Source organism: Falsibacillus albus, assembly GCF_003668575.1.
Taxonomy (GTDB): Bacteria; Bacillota; Bacilli; order Bacillales; family DSM-25281; genus Falsibacillus; species Falsibacillus albus.
Genome location: NZ_RCVZ01000016.1, coordinates 40,057 through 60,215, shown reverse-complemented (window position 1 = coordinate 60,215; position 20,159 = coordinate 40,057). Strand labels below are relative to the sequence as shown.

22 protein-coding genes are annotated in these 20,159 nt (G+C 43.5%); 13 read left to right on the top strand and 9 right to left on the bottom strand.

What is annotated here, in order from left to right; genetic code table 11:
* Window positions 1-5: 5 nt before the first annotated feature.
* From D9X91_RS18460 to D9X91_RS18445, 4 genes are all read left to right on the top strand, one after another.
* Window positions 6-1,025, top strand: coding sequence for a thiazole biosynthesis adenylyltransferase ThiF (locus tag D9X91_RS18460; RefSeq protein ID WP_121682163.1), 1,020 nt, complete (start codon window positions 6-8; stop codon window positions 1,023-1,025).
* A gap of 483 nt (window positions 1,026-1,508) precedes the next feature.
* Complete coding sequence (locus D9X91_RS18455; RefSeq protein WP_121682125.1) at window positions 1,509-2,480, top strand: quinone oxidoreductase family protein; 972 nt, start codon at window positions 1,509-1,511, stop codon at window positions 2,478-2,480.
* 41 nt (window positions 2,481-2,521) lie between these two features.
* Entirely contained in the window at window positions 2,522-2,986 is a 465-nt protein-coding gene (locus tag D9X91_RS18450; RefSeq protein WP_121682124.1) for a DinB family protein, read from the top strand.
* 95 nt (window positions 2,987-3,081) lie between these two features.
* Entirely contained in the window at window positions 3,082-3,516 is a 435-nt protein-coding gene (locus D9X91_RS18445) for a ferritin-like domain-containing protein (RefSeq protein WP_121682123.1), read from the top strand.
* Between the two features lie 88 nt (window positions 3,517-3,604).
* On the opposite strand, the gene D9X91_RS18440 is transcribed toward D9X91_RS18445, so the two are convergent.
* On the bottom strand, window positions 3,605-4,366 hold the full coding sequence (locus tag D9X91_RS18440) for an MBL fold metallo-hydrolase (RefSeq protein WP_121682122.1): 762 nt from the start codon (window positions 4,364-4,366) through the stop codon (window positions 3,605-3,607).
* Window positions 4,367-4,637: 271 nt separating this feature from the next.
* Between D9X91_RS18440 and D9X91_RS18435 the strand changes: the two genes are divergently transcribed.
* Genes D9X91_RS18435 through D9X91_RS18415 form a run of 5 tightly spaced genes read left to right on the top strand, consistent with a single transcriptional unit; the run spans window position 4,638 to window position 8,986 of the window.
* On the top strand, window positions 4,638-5,180 hold the full coding sequence (locus tag D9X91_RS18435; protein ID WP_121682121.1) for a helix-turn-helix domain-containing protein: 543 nt from the start codon (window positions 4,638-4,640) through the stop codon (window positions 5,178-5,180).
* 34 nt (window positions 5,181-5,214) lie between these two features.
* Window positions 5,215-6,321 (top strand): ABC transporter ATP-binding protein, encoded by a 1,107-nt coding sequence (locus D9X91_RS18430; RefSeq protein WP_121682120.1) that lies wholly within the window; start codon window positions 5,215-5,217, stop codon window positions 6,319-6,321.
* Window positions 6,314-7,111, top strand: coding sequence for an ABC transporter permease (locus D9X91_RS18425; RefSeq protein ID WP_121682119.1), 798 nt, complete (start codon window positions 6,314-6,316; stop codon window positions 7,109-7,111). The genes D9X91_RS18430 and D9X91_RS18425 overlap by 8 nt, the downstream gene beginning before the upstream one ends.
* A 1-nt stretch (window position 7,112) precedes the next feature.
* Window positions 7,113-7,916 (top strand): ABC transporter permease, encoded by an 804-nt coding sequence (locus tag D9X91_RS18420; RefSeq protein WP_121682118.1) that lies wholly within the window; start codon window positions 7,113-7,115, stop codon window positions 7,914-7,916.
* Entirely contained in the window at window positions 7,913-8,986 is a 1,074-nt protein-coding gene (locus D9X91_RS18415) for an ABC transporter substrate-binding protein (protein ID WP_121682117.1), read from the top strand. The genes D9X91_RS18420 and D9X91_RS18415 overlap by 4 nt, the downstream gene beginning before the upstream one ends.
* Window positions 8,987-9,337: 351 nt before the next feature.
* Here D9X91_RS18415 and D9X91_RS18410 read toward each other — a convergent pair whose 3' ends face one another.
* The 4 genes from D9X91_RS18410 to D9X91_RS18395 are packed head-to-tail and all read right to left on the bottom strand — an operon-like array spanning window position 9,338 to window position 12,711.
* Window positions 9,338-9,940, bottom strand: coding sequence for a response regulator transcription factor (locus tag D9X91_RS18410; protein ID WP_121682116.1), 603 nt, complete (start codon window positions 9,938-9,940; stop codon window positions 9,338-9,340).
* A complete protein-coding gene (locus D9X91_RS18405) occupies window positions 9,937-11,064 on the bottom strand; it encodes a sensor histidine kinase (protein ID WP_121682115.1) in 1,128 nt (375 codons plus the stop codon). The genes D9X91_RS18410 and D9X91_RS18405 overlap by 4 nt, the downstream gene beginning before the upstream one ends.
* Window positions 11,065-11,070: 6 nt before the next feature.
* Window positions 11,071-11,808, bottom strand: coding sequence for an ABC transporter permease (locus D9X91_RS18400; RefSeq protein ID WP_121682114.1), 738 nt, complete (start codon window positions 11,806-11,808; stop codon window positions 11,071-11,073).
* Window positions 11,809-12,711: an ABC transporter ATP-binding protein gene (locus D9X91_RS18395; protein WP_121682113.1), complete on the bottom strand. Its 903-nt coding sequence runs from the start codon at window positions 12,709-12,711 to the stop codon at window positions 11,809-11,811. It abuts the gene before it with no gap.
* A 184-nt stretch (window positions 12,712-12,895) separates the two neighbouring features.
* On the opposite strand from D9X91_RS18395, the gene D9X91_RS23065 reads away from it, so the two are divergent.
* Window positions 12,896-13,018 carry a hypothetical protein gene (locus D9X91_RS23065; RefSeq protein WP_267900822.1) on the top strand — a complete coding sequence of 41 codons (123 nt, stop codon included), beginning with the start codon at window positions 12,896-12,898 and terminating at the stop codon, window positions 13,016-13,018.
* Window positions 13,019-13,141: 123 nt separating this feature from the next.
* On the opposite strand, the gene D9X91_RS18390 is transcribed toward D9X91_RS23065, so the two are convergent.
* From D9X91_RS18390 to D9X91_RS18375, 4 genes are all read right to left on the bottom strand, one after another.
* Complete coding sequence (locus tag D9X91_RS18390) at window positions 13,142-13,339, bottom strand: hypothetical protein (RefSeq protein ID WP_121682112.1); 198 nt, start codon at window positions 13,337-13,339, stop codon at window positions 13,142-13,144.
* Between the two features lie 259 nt (window positions 13,340-13,598).
* A complete protein-coding gene (locus D9X91_RS18385; RefSeq protein WP_121682111.1) occupies window positions 13,599-14,096 on the bottom strand; it encodes an NUDIX hydrolase in 498 nt (165 codons plus the stop codon).
* A 138-nt stretch (window positions 14,097-14,234) separates the two neighbouring features.
* Complete coding sequence (locus D9X91_RS18380) at window positions 14,235-15,449, bottom strand: MFS transporter (protein WP_121682110.1); 1,215 nt, start codon at window positions 15,447-15,449, stop codon at window positions 14,235-14,237.
* Window positions 15,450-15,655: 206 nt separating this feature from the next.
* A complete protein-coding gene (locus D9X91_RS18375) occupies window positions 15,656-16,387 on the bottom strand; it encodes a CPBP family intramembrane glutamic endopeptidase (protein ID WP_158598367.1) in 732 nt (243 codons plus the stop codon).
* Window positions 16,388-16,532: 145 nt separating this feature from the next.
* Between D9X91_RS18375 and D9X91_RS18370 the strand changes: the two genes are divergently transcribed.
* From D9X91_RS18370 to D9X91_RS18360, 3 genes are all read left to right on the top strand, one after another.
* A complete protein-coding gene (locus D9X91_RS18370) occupies window positions 16,533-17,918 on the top strand; it encodes an L-cystine transporter (RefSeq protein ID WP_121682108.1) in 1,386 nt (461 codons plus the stop codon).
* Window positions 17,919-18,071: 153 nt separating this feature from the next.
* A complete protein-coding gene (locus D9X91_RS18365) occupies window positions 18,072-19,025 on the top strand; it encodes an ABC transporter permease subunit (RefSeq protein WP_121682107.1) in 954 nt (317 codons plus the stop codon).
* On the top strand, window positions 19,022-19,927 hold the full coding sequence (locus tag D9X91_RS18360; RefSeq protein ID WP_121682106.1) for an ABC transporter permease subunit: 906 nt from the start codon (window positions 19,022-19,024) through the stop codon (window positions 19,925-19,927). The genes D9X91_RS18365 and D9X91_RS18360 overlap by 4 nt, the downstream gene beginning before the upstream one ends.
* Window positions 19,928-20,159 lie beyond the last annotated feature (232 nt).

Sequence of the window (20,159 nt, the reverse complement as noted above, 5' to 3'; positions counted from 1 at the left end):
AAATGATGGATGAACGCTACTCCAGGCAGATCCTTTTCAATAAAATAGGGGAATCCGGCCAAAAAAAACTAGCGGAAAAACATATACTGATCATTGGTGCAGGTGCGCTTGGAACTGGAAATGCCGAGCAGCTTGTACGCGCAGGAGTCGGTAAAATCACGATTGTTGATCGGGACTATGTGGAATCAAGTAATTTACAGCGTCAGCAGCTGTATACGGAAAAAGACGCCGAAACGAGAATGCCAAAGGCTGCCGCGGCCAAAGAAAGGCTTCAGCAAATCAATTCTTCTGTCCAAGTGGAGGCGCATGTTGCAGATGTCCAAGTGAATGAACTCCGCGGGTTGATGGAGGGGGTGCAGCTCATCATTGACGCGACCGATAATTTTGATACGAGGCTTTTGATCAATGATATGTCGCAAAAACATGAGGTCCCTTGGATTTATGGGGCATGTGTCGGCAGCTACGGTTTAAGTTATACCATCATTCCAGGGAAGTCCCCTTGCCTGAAATGTTTATTGGAGAGTGTCCCAATGGGTGGGGCCACTTGCGACACGGCAGGGATCATCAGCCCTGCCGTACAGATGGTGACTGCTTATCAATCTGTGGAAGCTTTGAAGATCTTGGTGGAGGACTATGATGCCCTCCGCCATAAGCTGGTTTCTTTTGATCTATGGTCGAACCGTCATATTGAATTGGATATCTCAAACGTAAAGAAAGAACAATGTCCATCATGCGGCACCAACCCGTCCTATCCGCACCTTTCATTTGAAAACCAAACAAAATCGGCGGTGTTGTGTGGAAGGGCCACCGTGCAAATCCGGCCTTCAGCGCGTGTTCAAAGAGACTTGGAACAACTGGAGAAAGCATTGGAAAATCAGGCTGGAAAGGTTGAGCGGAATCCATTTTTGCTTTCTTATCAGTTTGAAGATAAGCGGCTTATTTTTTTCAAGGATGGCCGAGTGATGATTCATGGAACAAAAGATATTGCAGAAGCTAAGACGCTGTATCATAAGATTGTCGGGTAAGTTGGCAGGCAGAAATTAATTGGGCTCTAAAGGTTGGTAAAAAAAGAGAGGCTGTTTTCTCAAAGATTGTTTTTACCTGTTTTCATAAGGCTGTTTTCGTAAAGATTGTTGTTAAAATCTTACTGCCGATTTTAACGCGAAGATAGATGATTAGCGCGTTAAATATAGGATCCCGGCTCTTTTCTCGTCAATCACACCATTTAATAGGTGCAATATTGCATATACCACCCATTTTAATGGCCAAAAGCAAAAAAGTTTGAGAAAAGAGCCTTTCATAAAATGTTGTTGATTGGAGCGGAAGGTGCGAGACCCTGCAGTGCAGCGAAGAGTCTTCAAGCATCTTGGGGCGGAAAACAACCTGTATGCACCTTTGAGAAAAAGCAAAAAAAAAATGATAGTATAAGCTTATGACCGACTATAATTTTATCCTTATTTTTCTTTTGAAGAAAATATATTACAATTTTATTCAAAGGGGATGATGGGATGAAAGCGGTGCTTGTAAACGAGTTTGGAGGCCCAGATCGGATGGTTTATGGAGATATCGATAAACCGTCGATATCGGGAAAAGAAATTTTAATAAAAGTTGAAGCAGCAAGTGTTAATTATGCAGATATTAAAGCGAGATATGGAAAGAAGGGGATGAAAGGGAGCTTTCCTTTTATTCCGGGGATTGATGCGGCTGGTGTGGTCGAGGAAGTGGGGGCGGATGTCAAAGCGTTTTCTGAAGGTGATAGAGTCATAGCCTTTCCGAAAAGCGGCTCATATGCAGAATATGCGGTCGCGGATGAAGTGCTGACATATAAAATTCCCGAAGAGATCGATTTTGGAACGGCGGCGGCAAGTCCGATCGTATCATTTTTATCCTATAAACTGATCGTGGATATCGGGCGCATGAAAAAGGGAGAGACTGTTCTGATCCATGCTGCAGCAGGAGGAGTGGGGACCACAGCCGTTCAGCTGGCAAAGCTGCTTGGCGCAGAAAAGGTAATCGGAACGGTGGGCAGCGATTCCAAGATTGCCTTTGCCCTCGAGGCTGGTGCCGACCATGTGTTCACATATGAAGGTTTTGCTGAAAAAGTAAACGATTTGACCGATGGAGAAGGAGTGGACATTATCCTTGATTCCATCTCAGGGGAAGTGAGCGAACTTAGCCTCGAGTGCCTTGCTCCTTATGGAAGGTTGATTCATTTTGGTAATTCAAGCGGACAGATAGGCAATTTCCAGACAAATGATTTTCACGCAAGTTGCCGTTCGGTCCTTGGTTTCAGTTTGGGGACAACAAGATCCAAGCGTCCGGAACTTCTTAGAGATACAGCTGAAAAGGTCCTACAGCTTTTGGCTTCTGGAGACCTGCAAATCAAAATCGGCCAAACCTTTCCTTTGGAAAAAGCTGCAGAGGCTCACAAATGGGTGGAAAGCAGGCAAAGCGTCGGGAAAGTTTTGTTGAAGGTTTGATATTCAGAAATCAATCTATTATGGGGGAAGGGAGATAAACCATGAACGAACAACAAATTTTTGATCAATTCCGTATGTGGAGACGATGGACGATTGAAGCGGCGAAGGGTTTGCCCGAGGAGGCGGTACTGAAAATTCCCAATCACCACCGGAACAATATTTTATGGAATATCGGCCACATCCTTGTAGGATGGGACAATGCAATCTACCAAATTATCGGAGAAGAACGGAGACTTCCATTACAATATCACTTGATGTTCCCGAGGGGCAGCTTTCCGTCAAAGTGGGAGGAAAAACCGCCAGAATATCCTGTGCTGCTTGAACAGCTTGAAGCGCAGACCGAAGAATTGATTGAAGCTGCGGCCGGAAAATTAGACCAGCCTCTTTCAGAGCCGTTTTTACATATGACTACCTTGGGGGAGATGTTTCTATTTCTCACTTCCCATGAAGCGCTTCATCTAAATGTAATTGGTTCGCTAAGAAGGATGGTTCTTTCCGACGTGTAGAATAGTCCTGTAAGAATGTTGTGATCCATGATTAATTTCCTGTAGAACGGGTAAAGTACTTATATGAATCACAAGATAGAAAGGAAGTATTATTCATGGATCAGAAAAAACAAGAATTAATCGATGGTTTAAATGAGGACTTAGCAAACGAATATGCAGCATCCATTATGTATACTTATAATGCGGCAGTCGTATCAGGACTATACCGCCAAACTTTAAAGCCTTTCTTCGAGAGCGAAATCAGCGACGAACAAGGGCATGCATTATACTTAGCGGAAAAGATCTCAACGCTTGGCGGCGAGCCGACAACGAAGCCCGCTGAAGTGAAGCAATTGACTGATGTTAAAGAGATGCTTGAAGAAGCGCACCGTGCAGAAAAAGATACGATAGAACGCTATGAAAAACGTAAAAAGCAAGCAGAAGAGTTAGGTTTAACTGAACTGGTTGTAAAGCTTGATGATATGATTGCCGATGAAACGGGTCATATGGAAGAAATCGGACGCATCTTAAGCGACGCCCGCTTCAGCTAATATATAGGTCGTGATAAGAAAGCTGTCTCCTATGGAGGCAGCTTTTTTGCCGTAATCAAACTGCCCACTAAGAAGCAGCCTTTAGATATTATTTAAATGCATCGACGATTTCCTGCATTCTTGCTTTCACATTTCCTTCAAACAGTCCGCCATGGTAACAAATCACTCTTTCAATCTCTTCAGGAAATTTAATCAAACGTTTGATTGAATTGTTTGCGGCTTTTAAATCCAGTGTTACGTGAGGGTCTGGAGGCTGAAGGTCGCCGTTTTTCACCATCATGGCATCCCCGGCAATCACGGTTTTGCTCGGTTGGTGATACAAACTAATATGGGCAGGTGTATGTCCGGGAGTATCTATTACTCGAACCTCACCAAATGATGGAACTTGTTCGCCGCCGCTTAAAGTATGATCGACTTGGGCTTTCGGAGGGTTTTCCAAGGTTGCGATGAATGCTTTTTTCCATTCTTCAGGGATGCTGCTTGGAAGACTTGCTTTCACCTGGGCGATTGCATCCGGAGTGATTTTTAAGATTCTTTTATCACCTTGTATGAATGGTTTTTCTCCTTTACTCGAATATACATCGATTTTTTCGGGGGAGGCTCTTAAGATGGCGGGTAAACTTCCAATATGATCGATATCCTGGTGGGTAATGATGATTTTCTTTAATTTTTCAAATGGAACTTCCGCTTTTAGGAATGCGTTTTTGAAGAGAGGAAGCTGCCCGGGGAATCCCGTATCCACCAGGAGTGCTTCGTTTTCGTTCCAAATAAGCACAGGGTGGATCGTTTCTGTCTTCCCCATCATGTTGGCGGATATTTCGAGCATTTCAATACCATCAGCAATTTTCATTGGGAATGACCTCCTATTTGCATTGTTATCTTAATGATAATAAGCATAATAGATAAGTATGGTAATCTCAATAGAAAAATATTTAATTATAACACATAAAAATATTTTTGTCAATGGTTAATTTTGAGCGTTAAGATAATAAAAAAAGTATTTGCACATGATATAAAATTAAGTATAATAAACTGGTTCTTAAATTAAACATAAAGTTTGATAATAATAAACTTTCTTCACTTTGAGTTTACTTATTTTAAACAGTAGGTGAGGCTATTAAATGGAAATAGGGAAAAAAATTAAGAATTTAAGATTGAAGAAAGGCTTGACCCAAGAGGAGCTGGGGGAGCGGACCGACTTGAGCAAGGGCTACATATCCCAGCTGGAGAGGGATTTGAGCTCCCCGTCCATCGATACGTTTTTTCACATAATTGAAGTGCTTGGCTGCAAGCCGAAAGACTTCTTTGATGAAGAATTGACGCTGCAAAAGGTAGTTTACAAGGAAGAGGATGCAACGGAGTACGTGGATGAGGAATGCGGATACAAAATTGAATGGCTCGTACCGGAGTCGAATGAGAAGGAAATGGAGCCCATAAGGTTGACCCTGAAAGAAAAAGGTGAATTCAAGCAATTCCCGCCTTCGCTTTCTGAAACCTTTGCCTATGTTTTGAGCGGAAAAGCACTTGTCCGGATTGGACACCATACCTATGAAGCCAAAGCGGGGGAATCCATCTATTATTTAGCTTCGGATGACCATCAAATCGTAAACGCTCATGAAGGAATGACACAGATTCTGTTAGTGGCGACAGAATCTTATTTATAAACAGTGCCATAAATGAAAAAGGAGTGGAAGGGTAGTGGAAAATCAAACAATCATTCGTTTTGAAAATGTAACAAAGCAATTCGATGCAAATCCTCCAGTGCTGAATGGGGTAAGCTTCGAAATTGAAAGAGGGAAGTTTTATACATTGCTTGGGCCGTCAGGATGCGGGAAAACGACCATTCTCCGCTTGATCGCCGGATTCATGGAGCCCACGGCGGGAGACGTGTTCTTTAACGGGAAACGGGTCAATCATGTCCCTGCTAATAAACGCCAAGTCAATACCGTGTTCCAGGATTATGCATTATTCCCGCACTTGAATGTTTTTGAAAATGTGGCGTTTGGCTTAAGGATCAAGAAAATGAAGAAAGCGGAAATTGATCAAAAAGTAAAAGAGGCATTGCGTTTTGTCAATCTTGATGGATATGAGGACCGGGAAATCAATGAAATGTCCGGCGGGCAGCGTCAGCGTGTTGCGATAGCACGGGCCATTGTGAATGAGCCTGAAGTCATTTTGCTGGATGAGCCCCTTTCCGCTCTGGATTTGAAGCTAAGGACTGAAATGCAATATGAGCTTCGCGAGCTGCAAAGACGCCTTGGCATTACTTTCATCTTTGTCACACATGATCAAGAGGAAGCACTGGCGATGTCCGATGAAATTTTTGTGCTGAACGAAGGAAGCATCCAGCAGAGCGGGACGCCGACGGATATATACGATGAGCCGATCAACCGTTTTGTCGCCGACTTTATCGGAGAATCCAATATTGTGGAAGCAAAAATGATACAAGATTTTTTGGTGGAGTTTGGTGGACAGCAATTTGAATGTGTCGACCAAGGTCTGCAAAAAAACGAATCTGTGGAAGTTGTCATCCGGCCGGAGGATCTTGAAATCACTTCCCCACAGCAAGGGAAGCTAGTAGTAAAAGTAGATTCACAGCTGTTCAGGGGTGTTCATTATGAAATATGCGGCTATGATGATGCGGGGAATGAGTGGCTCGTTCATTCGACGAAAAAGGCAATCGTCGGTGATCGAATCGGCCTTGATTTTGATCCCGAGGCAATCCATGTCATGAGGTTCGATGAAACTGAAGAAGACTTTGATAAACGTCTTGAGTCCTACCAAGAGGGGACGAAACATGAGTAAAACAAAAAATATTTACCTGATTCCCTACGTCTTCTGGATTGTTTTATTTGTTGTGGCCCCGATTCTATTGATTGTTTACTACTCTTTTTTTGATATAGAAGGACATTTGACAATCGCAAATTACGAAAAGTTCTTCACTCCGGTTTATTTGAAAATGACGCTCAGTTCTTTTTGGTATGCATTTTTGATAACGGCATTTACGCTGCTCATTTCTTACCCAGCTGCCTATATATTGACGAAAACGAAGCATAAACAGCTCTGGCTCTTATTGATCATCCTTCCATCATGGATCAATCTGTTGTTAAAGGCGTATGCGTTCATTGGAATCTTTGGCACGTATGGCACTGCAAATGCGCTCCTTGAAGTGCTGGGCATAGGTTCGAAGCAAATTTTATTTACCGATTTCAGCTTTATCTTTGTTTCGGTTTACATCTTCATCCCATTCATGATTTTGCCGATTTTTAATGCGCTCGAGGAGCTGAATCCATCATTGATATCTGCTTCGAGGGATCTGGGTGCCAACTCATGGACCACCTTTAAAAGAGTCATCTTCCCATTGACATTGGATGGTGTAAAATCGGGCTGCCAGGCTGTTTTCATCCCAGCATTGTCCCTGTTCATGATCACCCGTTTGATCGCGGGAAATCGAGTGATCACGCTCGGTACAGCGATTGAACAGCACTTCCTCGTTACGATGGACTGGGGAATGGGTTCAACGATTGCGGTATTCCTGGTTATTATCATGGTCCTTATGATGTTGTTGACCGGAAAAAGAAAGAGAGGGGTATAAGATGCGGAAGAACGGAAAACTCAGCAATCTTTATTTAATCATTGTATTTATCATATTGTATGCCCCTATCTTTTATTTAACTTACTACTCCTTCAATAGCGGAGGAACCATGCATGACTTTGAGAGATTCACTTGGGAATGGTACAAGGAGGTTTTCCACGATACCCGCTTGTTCATCATCGTTTTGAATACGCTGATCGTCGCGCTTTTAGCAGCGGGGATATCAACGGTTCTTGGAGTGATTGGTGCAATTGCCATTTCAAATGTAAGAAGGAACCGTACAAGAAATACTTTGTTGTCGTTAAATAACGTTTTGATTGTGAGTCCTGACGTCATCATCGGGGCATCATTCTTGATCATGTTCACCATGATCGGCATCAAGCTTGGCTTTATATCTGTGTTGATCTCACATATTGCGTTCAGTGTGCCGATCGTTGTCATTATGGTCCTCCCTAAGCTTCAGGAAATGAGCCCTACATTGGTGGACGCTGCAAAGGATTTGGGGGCAAGCAGATGGGATGTCTTGTCCAAGGTCGTCCTGCCATTCATTACACCCGGTATTTTTGCAGGGTTTTTCATGGCGCTTACCTATTCCCTCGATGACTTCGCTGTCACGTTTTTCGTTACGGGCAACGGCTTTTCGACTTTATCCGTCGAAATCTATTCGATGGCCAGACAAGGAATTTCATTGACCATCAATGCGCTGTCTACGCTGATTTTCTTATTCACCATGGTTTTGGTCGTCGGCTATTATTTCATCGCACAGCGGAATAATAAAGCCGCAGGAATGGGGGTAAGAAAATGAAGAAGCTATTGCGTACATTCATCATAATATTTGTCACTGCATTCATCCTGATGTTTGTCGTGAATCGTTTGAATTCTTCCCAAGGATACGGCGGCGGGAATACGTTGACGATCTATAACTGGGGAGATTACATCGATCCGGAGCTGATCAAGGAGTTTGAGAAGGAAACGGGTATGAAGGTCATCTATCAAACATTTGATTCCAACGAAGCGATGATGACGAAGATCGAGCAAGGCGGGACGACCTATGACCTTGCAGTCCCTTCTGAATATGCCATCGAGAAGATGAAAGAGGAAAACCTGCTGATCCCGATCGATCATTCCAAACTGCCGAATTTAAAATACATCAACCCGAAATTTATGAACCTGTCCTTCGATCCGAAGAATAAGTATTCCGTCCCTTATTTCTGGGGGACCGTCGGGATCGTGTATAACTCGGAGATGCTCGGCGGCAAAAAAATCACAAGCTGGAATGATCTATGGGATAAAAATCTGAAGAATCAAATCCTGCTTGTCGACGGAGCACGCGAGGTGATGGGAATGGGGCTGAACAGCCTCGGCTACTCCTTGAACGATACGAATGAGCAGCACCTGCAGCAGGCCAAACGTAAGCTCGATACTTTGATGCCCAACGTTAAAGCCATCGTTGGAGATGAGATCAAAATGCTTCTTGCAAATGAAGAAGCAGCGGTCGGCGTCGTTTGGTCCGGGGATGCTGCGGAGATCATGGATGAAAATGATAAGCTCGACTACGTGCTGCCTAAAGAAGGAACAAACCTTTGGTTCGACAACATGGTCATACCGAAGACGGCGAAAAACGTAGAAGGCGCCCATAAGTTCATCAACTTCATGCTCGATCCAAAGCATGCCGCCCAAAATGCCGAGTACGTCGGCTACTCTACGCCGAATAAGAAAGCATTGGCTTATCTACCGAAAGATATATCGGGTGATAAACGATTTTATCCGACAGACAAAACAACAAATAAGCTAGAGGTATACGAAAACCTAGGAAAGAAGATGCTTGCCCATTACAACGAGCTCTTCCTTGAATTTAAAATGCACAGCAAATAATGAAAAGCTGACAAGCCAGATCTTACGGCGAGTCAGCTTTTTTGATCTTATTTATTGGAAATAGAGCAGAAAGTCATTCAATTTGTCTTTTTCTGATGATTTTGTTGTGATTTTGTTGTGCGGGAGAGAAAGTAGGCATCGTTTTAAGATTGCATATGGTTTTCGAGATTGTTTATCTCCGAAATTGAAGGATATATCTGCGAAATCCAGGATATATCTACGAAAATTCCAATTTATCTTCGATTCGAGATTCATCAAATTTCGCAACACACATACAAAAAAACTCATCATCGGCACAAGCGGTGATGAGTTCGAGTTTCATACGCCTCTGGACAAGCCGGCTTCGCTTTTCTATATCCATCCTTTTTGTTCTGCTATGGAGATGGCTTCGATCCGGTTGTTTGCTTCGAGTTTTTGGATGACTTCGGATAAATAGTTGCGCACGGTGCCTGAGGATAAATATAAAATGCCCGCAATTTCTTTGGCGGTTTTTCCTTCAGCGGCGAGTTTCAAAATTTCGCTTTCCCTTGCCGACAATGGGTTGGCATCCCGGATGGTTTCCATCATCAGCTCAGGACTGAAGGCTCTCTTTCCTTTCATGACATCGCGTATGGCGTCCGCCAGCTCGTCGATGGAGCCATCCTTCAGTAAATAGCCATGGACACCGATTTTGACAGCACGTTCAAAATAGCCTGGACGGGCAAAGGTTGTCAAAATGATGATTTTTGAAAGAGAACCGGCATTCTTTAATGCCTCAGCAATTTCAAGTCCGCTTTTTACAGGCATTTCGATGTCCATCAAACAAATATCAGGCTTCATGCTCAATATTGTAGATAGGGCTTCTTCTCCATTCATGGCCTGGCCGACAACTTCAATATCTTCTTCAAGATCAAGCAAGGCGCCCAATGCACCAAGAAGCATTCGCTGGTCTTCAGCAATAAATACTGTGATCATGTCAAGGCACCTTCCTTCGTGTTTTTCTGGATAACCGGCACTTCAAAAATCAATTTTGCCCCTTGAGTCCCGCAGACTTTCACAGTACCGTCTATTAAGTCAAGCCGCTCCTGCATTCCTGTCAGCCCATTTCCCAATATGAATTCACTCCCGTTGCCGATCCCATCATCTTCAATTTCCAAAGTGAGGAACTGATGGGAAGGACGAAATGAAATATAGCAGTTGCTGGCCTTGCTATGCTTGATGACGTTCGTGGCTGCTTCCCTTAGGCACATGCTGAATATATTTTGGGTGAGCGGGGGAACCTCGTCGAAATCCTTCGTTCCATCGTAATGGCAGTCGATGCTGCCTGCTTGCAAAAGCTCCTGCACTCGAATGAGTTCATCCGCCATCGATAAAGCGCGCATGTTGGAAACGAGTTCCCTAACCTGCTGTAAAGCGGACCTTGAAATTTGTTCGATTTCTTTTGCCTCACTTTTGGCCCGTTCTGGGCTGCGGGTAGTCAATCGCTCCACGAGCTGGCTCTTCAAGGTGATGAGGGAGAGCGTGTGGCCCAGCGTATCATGAAGATCCCTGGCGATCCTCAGCCTTTCCTCCCGTTTGACCAAATCCTTAATTTGTTCGTTCGCTTGAGCTAGCTGTTTTTCCAGCTCGATTCGTTTATTCATCGATTTGATGCCGTAGGGGGACATGATCATGATGAGCAGAAAAGGAGCGAAGTTAATCAGACTCCCAATATCAATCTCTTTCCAAAAATACAAGATGGGAATGGATTCAACGGTGATGAAGCTTATTAAGGCTCGATTGAATTTCTTTGGATCTTGATACCATCCGATGAAATGAGCGGTGAAAAAGCCAAGAAATAAAAAATAAAGCCCAAAGCTGATGCTCATGACGATAATGATTGCCATTTGGAGCGCCAGCCAGTAATGGAACTGTTTTTTAGCCGGGCATGAATAGAGCTGCCTGTAGCTGATTAAAAAGATAAACAGGAAAAGAAATCCGATCCATCTTTTAGGACCGGTTTCTCCTGCCAGGCTATATGCGGGCAAAAACAGATAAAGCAGGTAGATATATGGGAAAATCCCAAAGCGCTTAGGAAAAAATTCAATGTTTTTCAGCAATTCTCCTCACACCACTTCTTGTTTTCTTCTTATATATATTGATAGTACCATGAACAGAAGTAAATAAGAGGCTAAAACAAGAATATTTTTCCATTGCGGCGAGTGGCCGCGGATGATTTCCCATGCGCCGCTCCCGAAGTTGTAGGAAGGGAGCCATTGGGCAATTTGTCTCATCAGCTTCGGCATTGCGTCCATCGGCATCCACATGCCCCCTGTAATGGCCAGGATCATAAATAATAAGTTGCTGATGCCGGCTGCTGTATCGGCCCTTTTCATCGCCCCGATCAACGTTCCTAATGCAAGGAATGGAATGGAAGCTGCCAATATCCATAGCCCGCACATGATCCACTCATACAAGCTGAGGGAAACCCCATTGATCAAAAATCCGGCAATGAAGATAACTGTGATGCTAAAAAGATGGATCATCGACTGTCCGACCATTTTTCCCATAAAATAAACACTGTCTCGAAGGGGTGTGATTTGAATGTATGTCGTCCATCCAAGAGCACGTTCCTGCACCATCCGGATACCGAGGGTGGATATGGCTGATCCCATTACGCTGAACGTGGTCATGGACATAAGATAGTGAGCTTGCCATAAAGAAACGTCCGGTATGTTGGTATTGACGACTTTGGTGAAGATAAAATAAAAGACGATGGGCATTGCCAATGACCAAAAGACATAGTAAGGGTTCCTTAAGATTCGCAGGATCTCAATTGTGCATTGCCTTGCAAATATATTCAATTAAATAACCTCCCGTAATGGCTTCGTTAATTCTTCAAATGCTTCTTCCAATCTACCACTCTCGATTTGGATGTCCCTCGGCTGCATGTTCTCATTGAACAGCATATATAATACGGCATCTGTATCATTGGTCTGGATGTACAATCGGTTATGCATTCGGGTAATATTTGAAATCTCAGGAAGCTGTTCAAGAAGTTCGATCTGGATGGAAGGATTCATTTCGAAAGAGATAACTTTTTTGGCGAGCTTTGCTTTGAGATCCTTTGGTTTGCCATCTGCGACAATTCTTCCTTTATTAAATAAGAGAATGCGATCGGCCGTATCATCGGCTTCCTGCAAATAATGTGTTGTAAAAACCACAGTCTTCCCTTGAGCGGACAAACGCTTAATGGATTCCCAAAATTTTTGCCTTGCGGATATATCCATTCCTACAGTCGGTTCATCAAGGATGAGCAGGTCGGGATTTCCGGCAAGAGCCAATGCAAATCCGAGGCGTCTCTTTTGCCCTCCGGACAGTTTATCCGTCAGGAGCTGCAGTTGTTTTTCATTAAAGCCTGTCATTTCGATCAGTTCGTTAAGGGAAAAGGGGTTTTGATAATACCCTCTTATCAGGGAAAGCAGCTCCTTTACCTTCACACGATCCATGACGCTGATCTCCTGAAGCATTGCACCGATTTGCTCTCGAACCTTTTTATCCGTTGGAAGGCGATTAAACACTTTAACATCACCGTTTGTCGGTTTTATCAATCCAAGCAGCATGGAAATTGTCGTTGTTTTCCCCGCACCGTTCGGTCCTAAAAGGGCAACGATTTCCCCTTTGCGAATCTGAAAAGAAACATCATCGACTGCTTTATTTTCTTTAAAAACTTTTGATAGCTTATTCACAGCAAGAATTTCATTCATTTCAGCACCTCCGTATTTCTTACATAAATTGTATAACGCGAAAGCTCATTTATTTAGTAGAGGATGTCATAAAAACAAGATGACAAATGTCATTAGAAAAGCGGAGCCGGCTTGTCCAGAGGCGAAAGAATATGAAATAGGAAATCACTTTTGGTAATACTGCGAAAAGTGTAGAAAATAGATAGTGATGGAAATATCGCCGGAAGTGATGGAGAAATCCGGGGAAGTGATGGAAATATCCCCAGAAGTGATGGAGAAATACCCGGAAGTGATGGTGAAAATAAGTTTAGTGATGGAATCGCCTTAACATCGGTACCGTTCCGCCGCAAACTCGCATAAATTTGTCTTTTGATGAAGAATAGAAACAAACTTTACGAAAAGAGCGCAAGAAAAAAGGAACGATTCTTTATGACGAATCGTTCCTTTACACTTATTTTTTCTCTTCTTTCAATTCGTATCGGTCGAGCTCGAAGTGATCCAAAAACTCTTGATAGGCTTCCATTTTCCCCTTGATCAGCATTTTGTCATCTTCGCTTAAATCTTCCTTTTCCATCTTTTTTTCATAATCGTTCATTTTTGTTTTTAAATACGATGCCACATATGTTTCGCTGAATGTCGTGTTGAACATTCCAATCACCTCATTGTTTAAGATAGGTATCTATTCCCTGAAATAGGAAAATGAAAACGTAGAGGATGGCAGGATCGTATGGAGGGAAGAAGCAGCCAATGACATTTTCGAGTACGGGTTCGAATTTATGATTGACCAAACCAATCGGGAACTGCTCATGCCGCTGCTTAATCGTTTGCAGGTTCAAGTCGAAAAGGCTTCGTTGCCAACGGGGTGCAGATTCATTCAAAAAGATATGAAGGAGTACTTTGGTTGAGGCTCAAGGAAGGCGAACCAACATCGCTTCCTTCAGGATCAACGCTGACAATTCATGATCATCAATGACGTATGGAAGCTGATCAGGCTCGACCCAAATCCTTGCGATCGACTCGTATTCCCTCTGGAAGGGCAGGACCTCATCAATATCCATTCGGTAAAATAGCTGATAGCCGATCAATGGATATTTTCCTAGAGGGTCAAAATGAGGATTTTCCTCGTGGCTGACTTCAAGCATTCCGATAAAAGAGGAGTTCCCTTTTACATAGCCTTCTTCATGAGCTTCGCGTAAAAGAGTTGCTTCCGGTGATTCACCGGGTTCGATATGTCCGCCGGGAACATTGTAGCCCCGGTCCTTAATTAGTACTAAAAGGAGTTTTCCTTCATGAAAGCAATATCCATGGACACTGGTCACTTTTTCTAGGTTTGGAAGCGATTTGGATGGAATCCAGGTTAATTTAATGGGATGGCCACCCCAGTTTACATATGTGCTGTGATTCATATGATCACCTCCTTTTAATAAAATTAACTTTTGTCAGGCAGGAATCCTTCTGCAAAATTTTAAATATGTGTCAATATTGTAAAGTATTAAAAAAAGGCTAAACTAAAGCATTTCTGCTTGCGTTTAGCCTTTCGTCATTTATTTCTCTATCTTTACACCTGAAAGTGATCTGGTGGACCGGGACCGACGGATCGGCAGCAGTGCACCAAGACAGGCAATGACTGCGCAGGCCATAAAGATTTTGGACAGCCCATAGACAGCGATTATTGAAAATGACCCGAAAATCAATAAGTCGAATACCGAGTCTAAAATGGACAACAGGGAGATGCTGGTCGCCCTAACATCTGATGGAATCAAATCATTGCTGAGCTGGGAGTAAATCGGATAGCGGATCGCCCTGACGAATCTAAGTATGAAAAATGAGACGAGCGCCATTAATAAATTGTTGCCGGAAATGACTGCGAGCAATAGTCCTCCAACAGCCGCAGCACCTGTAAGGTTCAATAAAAAGATCCTTGAATACTTCCCCGTCATCCAGCCGATCGATCTTGACGCTGCGAATGCAATGAATGCCGCAATCGAATAAATAACACCGATCATATAGACAGGCAGCCCTGCCCCGGTTAAAAACGGTTGATCGAAGTTACTGAAGACCGCGCCTGCTGGAATGAAAACAAGTGTAATATTTAAAAACATCACGAGAAGCTGAGGAGCTTTCTTGATGGCTTGGACACCTTCCCCGATCTGATGAAACGGATTTTCGCGATATTGGATGTCAACGTCTGGTTTTCGTATGAAAAACAGTAGAATCAGCTCGATGAACTGAAAAACAAGCCCTAAAGCGATGAGAATGATGAATTCGTGATTTTGAAGATCTTTTGCAAAGTATGATCCGAATAGGACAGCTGCAATCATAGAAATGAATCCTGCAGATTGTATTTTCCCCATGGCCTTGTCCATTGCCCCTTGTTCTCCTGTGATTTTCAAAGATTCGTAGACCAAGGCCTCGTCTGCGCCTGAAAAGAACGTGACGGAAAGTCCGTTCAATGCGCTGTAGAGGAAGAACACCCATGGCTCTTTTGCAAAAAACAAGATGAAAATGCTAAGCATTTTAATGGTCGAACCTGTGATGAAAGACACTTTTGGTCCGAATCTGTCAGCGAAGACTCCTGTTGGAACCTCGCCGATCAATACGGCTCCGCTCCAAAACATCATCACAATGAATATATTGCCGGGATCCAATCCTCTTTCCATATAAAAAAGAGTGATGACCGGCTGCAGAAAGCTTACCGTTCCAAAGAATTGTGCCCAAAATAAAACCCCTATGTTATGAGATGCGATTGTCTTTTTCAAGTTTTCTCCTACTTCCTAATGATTTTTGAGATGTTAAATAGGAAGAAGCAGGAGTGATTTTATGCCCTAAGCTATCAAGCCACTCCTCCTTCTCGGTTTGGAAGTGTTTTAATCATTTTTTGCATGCGAATTCCTCCAATGTAAGTAAAAAATTAATTTCAGTGAAATTATATCACAAAATTTGCCAATGAATTCCGAAAAGTCAATCAACTGACGAAATAGGATAGTAAATTATTGATCATATGAAACAAGATTCCCGGGAGGATGGAATTCGTTTTTCGATATAAAATCGATAGGATCAGACCTGCAAGAAAGGCAGATATCATGATGCCAATGGAGTAAAAATGGGCTGCACCAAAGAGGAAGCTTGAACAAATGGCACTGGTCGAGAACGAAAAGCGGCTGTGAAAAAATCGGAGGATGATGCCGCGGAAAATGACCTCCTCATAAACAGGAACGATAAATGACGTCGTTATGATCGACATAAAGATGATAATACCGGGCTCTGACCAAATATTTTCCAAGCTCAGACTGTTTAATTGTTCCTTTGTGGCAGAGGGGAAAACATAATCAAGTATGATATTGGCTAGGAAAATAATGAAAAACGATAAGACGAAGTACAGATAGGTTTTTCTGAATTTGAACGGTGAGAAAGAGACTGCGGGAAATATCAATTCACGTATGGGTTTGTAACGATAAATAAAAAGGCAAGTGATAGCAAGCTCTAATATCGTCATCACAAACATGTCCATCGCCGCAATCGAGCTTTTGGTCAAAGAATCAAATGAATTCAGCAGTTTCCCTGAATAGAGCTCGCTCGGAATTTCGACAATGATGCCTGAGAGGATGGGGACAAGAATGAACGTAAAAAAGACGCCCCAAACAAAATTACCCCATGATGGTTTTTCCGATCCGTAATGATTGCTTGATTGTTCCATTACTTTCATACTCCTTTGGAAAGCTGTAAATTGGGACAGCCCTCATATTTTTATCAATATGTAAAATTCATCAATCTTCCGCATATATTTTGGGTGAGGGGGGAACTCCTCGGCTTGCCAAATAGAACAGAGGAGGGAATGAAAGGTGAACGAATGGTATGTGATTCTGAATATTTTCTTGTTCCTTGTCCTTGCGGGAGTCTTGATTTATCTGCAGAAGAAGAATGTCTCCTTTTCCAAGCGAGTGTTCACCGCCTTGGGGATCGGTCTTCTGTTTGGGTTTTTGCTTCAATGGTTTTATGGGAAAACGTCAGAGGAATTATCACATTCGATTGACTGGTACAATATTGTCGGCTACGGATATGTGAAGCTTTTGCAAATGGTCACGATGCCCCTTGTCTTCATTTCAATTTTATCTGCTTTTACAAAACTCAAGCTCACAAAAAATCTAGGGAAAATTGCTGGGCTTATTCTGCTTTTACTCATTGGGACGACAGCAATATCAGCAGCTGTCGGTATCAGCACCACATTCGGCTTCCATCTTGAAGCTGTGCAGATCCACAGTGGGGATGCAGAGCAGCTGAGAGGACAGCAGCTTGAACAAACCTACAGCCAAATCCAGGACCAAAGCTTCCCACAAAAAGTTCTTCAACTGCTTCCGGCAAATCCATTCCTTGACTTTACCGGACAGCGCCCGACCTCAACCATTGCTGTTGTCATATTTGCAGCCATTGTAGGCCTTGCCTTTTTGGGTGTTCGAAAAAAAGAACCATCCAAGGCAGATACGTTTAAGTCTTTGGTAGAATCCCTCTATTCTATAGTTATGAGGGTTGTCACGCTTGTATTACGCCTGACGCCATTCGGCATCTTGGCCATCATGACAAAAGCCGTCGCCACGAGTGATTTTGATGCCATATATAAATTAGGGACGTTCGTCATCGCATCCTATCTTGCGCTGCTTGTTGTATTTGTCATCCATCTCATACTGTTGAGTTTGTTTGGACTGAACCCGGTTACCTATGTGAAAAAAGTGCTTCCGGTCTTAAGTTTTGCCTTTACTTCCCGATCAAGCGCCGGGACGCTGCCGCTCAATGTCAGCACGCAAACAAAACACTTGGGTGTTTCGGAGGGGATCGCAAATCTTTCCGGATCATTGGGACTGACAATCGGCCAAAACGGCTGTGCAGGAATATATCCTGCGATGCTCGCCGTCATGATTGCGCCGACGGTCGGAATCGATCCGTTTACACCGGGATTCATCTTTACGCTCATCGCAGTCGTAGCAATCAGCTCATTTGGGGTTGCTGGGGTAGGTGGTGGAGCGACTTTTGCTGCAATTCTGGTGCTCTCAACCATGAATCTTCCGGTGGCCTTGGCCGGTCTTTTGATATCCGTTGAACCATTGATCGATATGGGAAGGACGGCGCTTAACGTAAGCGGAGCCATGACATCCGGTCTTATCACAAGCAAAGTCACACACGAACTAGATACAGAAATCTACAACGGAAACGTTGAAGAACTGGGCACTTAACCCAAAACAACAACCAGCCCACCCCTTTAGGTGCCTGTCACCTAAAGGGGTGGGCTGGTTTTTCATGAAGGAATATTCAGAAATCTTATTCCTTTCGCTCTGGGGTTCATGTATCATGGTAATATCTTGAAAAAATAGTCAGGAGGATGCGGGTTGGTTTATATAAGAAAGCTGGTTGTGCAGCTGCTCTTATGGCTGGTGACGACATGCCTATTTTTAAGCATTCTTTTCCTTCCAGCTGATACAAGCTACAAAACCGGGAGAGGGCATCAGTTTGCTGGTGCAAGCTATCATTACACACTAAAAAAGCACGTAGAAAACGTGGAGAATTTTTTCGCATATATAAAAGATCAAAAAGGATTGGGGCGCATAAACGGGGAGGAAACGATGTGGTCGTACATATCTGAAAGAGTCGTGAAAAGCATGCTCCTTGTCATTCCGGCACTGCTGTTTGGCTATTTGCTCGGTGTGGCGAAAGGAGTTTTTGATTTTCGCATGAAGCACATGCGCTTAAGCTTTTTGGGGGAGGGCTCAACATGGCTGATGCTCTCGCTTCCTGATCTTTTTTTAATCATCTGCATCCAGCTTGGGCTTATGTTCCTTTATAGCAAGGGGCTGTTTTTCCATGTGGATTTATTCGGGAGCGATAAAATGGATAACTATGTGATGGGGATAATCTTCCTTGCAATATATCCGGTGTTTTATATAGCCAATGTCACGAATGCGAGTCTGCAGGATGAGCAGGGACAGGATTACATACGCACGGCGAAAGCGAAAGGGATCTCCAGTCTGCGGCTTCTGTATGTCCATATCATGAAAAACTCGGCCTCCAGAATTCTGGCCCATGCGAACACGATCACTCTATATGTGCTCTCCAACTTATTCATTGTGGAGAAACTGACCGACTTCAGGGGGGCAGCCTATTATTTATTCAACGCATTAGACAGGGGAGCAAACTTTTATATAGGTGCTCAACATGGCATCGATGTCGTACCAGCAGCAGGGTACACGATATTTTTCACCCTCATGATTTTTGGGTCAAATGCCATTTCGCAGGTATTCAAAATCATGATCACACCTCCTTCATCCGGGGTGGGGCAATCATGAATAAATCATTGATTTTTGGACTTTTACTTTTAGGGCTGCTGATTATCACCGCCATTACCGCTCCATATCTTCCTTTTGTTGATGCTTCCATGAAAGAACATGTTATGAAGAAAAAAGCGGATGGCGGATTTGAACTGCCGCCCTTTCCTCCTTCCAAGGATTATCCGATCGGATCTGATCCAAAAGGGAGGGATTTGTTGAGCAAAGTACTGCTGGGCACGAAAGACACGCTTCTGACAGTCCTTGGGATCGTTTTGATTCGCTATCTATTGGCAATACCTTTGGGCTTAAGCAGCTTTTATTTTAAAAGTATGAGGTATTTCCTTCTTTTATGGAATCGTCTTTTTTCCTATATGCCGCCCATCTTCTTTGTCGTGTTCATTGTTGGCCTGCCGTTCATCGTTTTCTCAAGCAATCGTGCATTATGGTATATATTTATCATTGCGATTGTAGATGTGGGAAGGGTTGCCGAACTTTTTTACAGCACCATGTTAGATGTCTCTAAAAGACCATATGTCGAAGCTGGGATTGTATCGGGGTGTACAAGCTGGTCAATGCTTCGCCGCTATTATTGGCCGCCTCTTCAACCTCATATTTTCATACAGTTCTTTTCAGATATCGGCAAGGTCATCTTCTTGCTTGGACAGTTGGGGGTCGTCAGTTATTTCATCAGTGTCGAGTTTGTCTCTCAATTGGGCGGTTCCTATGAAGCCCTAAATACCTCTAACATTTGGCCGGTCTTTTTTAATCGGATTCTTGACCATATATGGTCACATCCTTGGTATCCACTTACAGGTGCTGCCGCGATCGGGATCTCCATCTTTGCATTTTCCATGGTCAGCAGCGGACTGCAAGAATATTTCGACCGTAAGCATAAAAGATTCAGGGGTGTAGATTTATAACCGGCGGTTGATAATGAATGGCTCTTTTCTCAAAGATTGTTGTTTTTAACCGTTTTTCTTTAAAATAACTCATCATATGGGTGCGAGACTCCGGAGGGATCAGCGGGCAAGGTGAGACCCCGCAGCGGAGCGAGGAGAGGTAAGTCGGATGTTGGATCAAATTCGGCAAGTCGTGTGCCAACATCGAACGACCTCACATCCTGTGAGGCCCCTCGGAAAGCGAGCATCCTTC

Excerpts from the sequence above, each read along its gene's own strand:
- D9X91_RS18460 (WP_121682163.1), top strand. The coding sequence starts at position 6 with ATGGATGAACGCTACTCCAGGCAGATCCTTTTCAATAAAATAGGGGAA.
- D9X91_RS18455 (WP_121682125.1), top strand. The coding sequence starts at position 1,509 with ATGAAAGCGGTGCTTGTAAACGAGTTTGGAGGCCCAGATCGGATGGTT.
- D9X91_RS18450 (WP_121682124.1), top strand. The coding sequence starts at position 2,522 with ATGAACGAACAACAAATTTTTGATCAATTCCGTATGTGGAGACGATGG.
- D9X91_RS18445 (WP_121682123.1), top strand. The coding sequence starts at position 3,082 with ATGGATCAGAAAAAACAAGAATTAATCGATGGTTTAAATGAGGACTTA.
- D9X91_RS18440 (WP_121682122.1), bottom strand. The coding sequence starts at position 4,366 with ATGAAAATTGCTGATGGTATTGAAATGCTCGAAATATCCGCCAACATG.
- D9X91_RS18435 (WP_121682121.1), top strand. The coding sequence starts at position 4,638 with ATGGAAATAGGGAAAAAAATTAAGAATTTAAGATTGAAGAAAGGCTTG.
- D9X91_RS18425 (WP_121682119.1), top strand. The coding sequence starts at position 6,314 with ATGAGTAAAACAAAAAATATTTACCTGATTCCCTACGTCTTCTGGATT.
- D9X91_RS18420 (WP_121682118.1), top strand. The coding sequence starts at position 7,113 with ATGCGGAAGAACGGAAAACTCAGCAATCTTTATTTAATCATTGTATTT.
- D9X91_RS18415 (WP_121682117.1), top strand. The coding sequence starts at position 7,913 with ATGAAGAAGCTATTGCGTACATTCATCATAATATTTGTCACTGCATTC.
- D9X91_RS18410 (WP_121682116.1), bottom strand. The coding sequence starts at position 9,940 with ATGATCACAGTATTTATTGCTGAAGACCAGCGAATGCTTCTTGGTGCA.
- D9X91_RS18395 (WP_121682113.1), bottom strand. The coding sequence starts at position 12,711 with ATGAATGAAATTCTTGCTGTGAATAAGCTATCAAAAGTTTTTAAAGAA.
- D9X91_RS18390 (WP_121682112.1), bottom strand. The coding sequence starts at position 13,339 with ATGTTCAACACGACATTCAGCGAAACATATGTGGCATCGTATTTAAAA.
- D9X91_RS18385 (WP_121682111.1), bottom strand. The coding sequence starts at position 14,096 with ATGAATCACAGCACATATGTAAACTGGGGTGGCCATCCCATTAAATTA.
- D9X91_RS18375 (WP_158598367.1), bottom strand. The coding sequence starts at position 16,387 with ATGGAACAATCAAGCAATCATTACGGATCGGAAAAACCATCATGGGGT.
- D9X91_RS18360 (WP_121682106.1), top strand. The coding sequence starts at position 19,022 with ATGAATAAATCATTGATTTTTGGACTTTTACTTTTAGGGCTGCTGATT.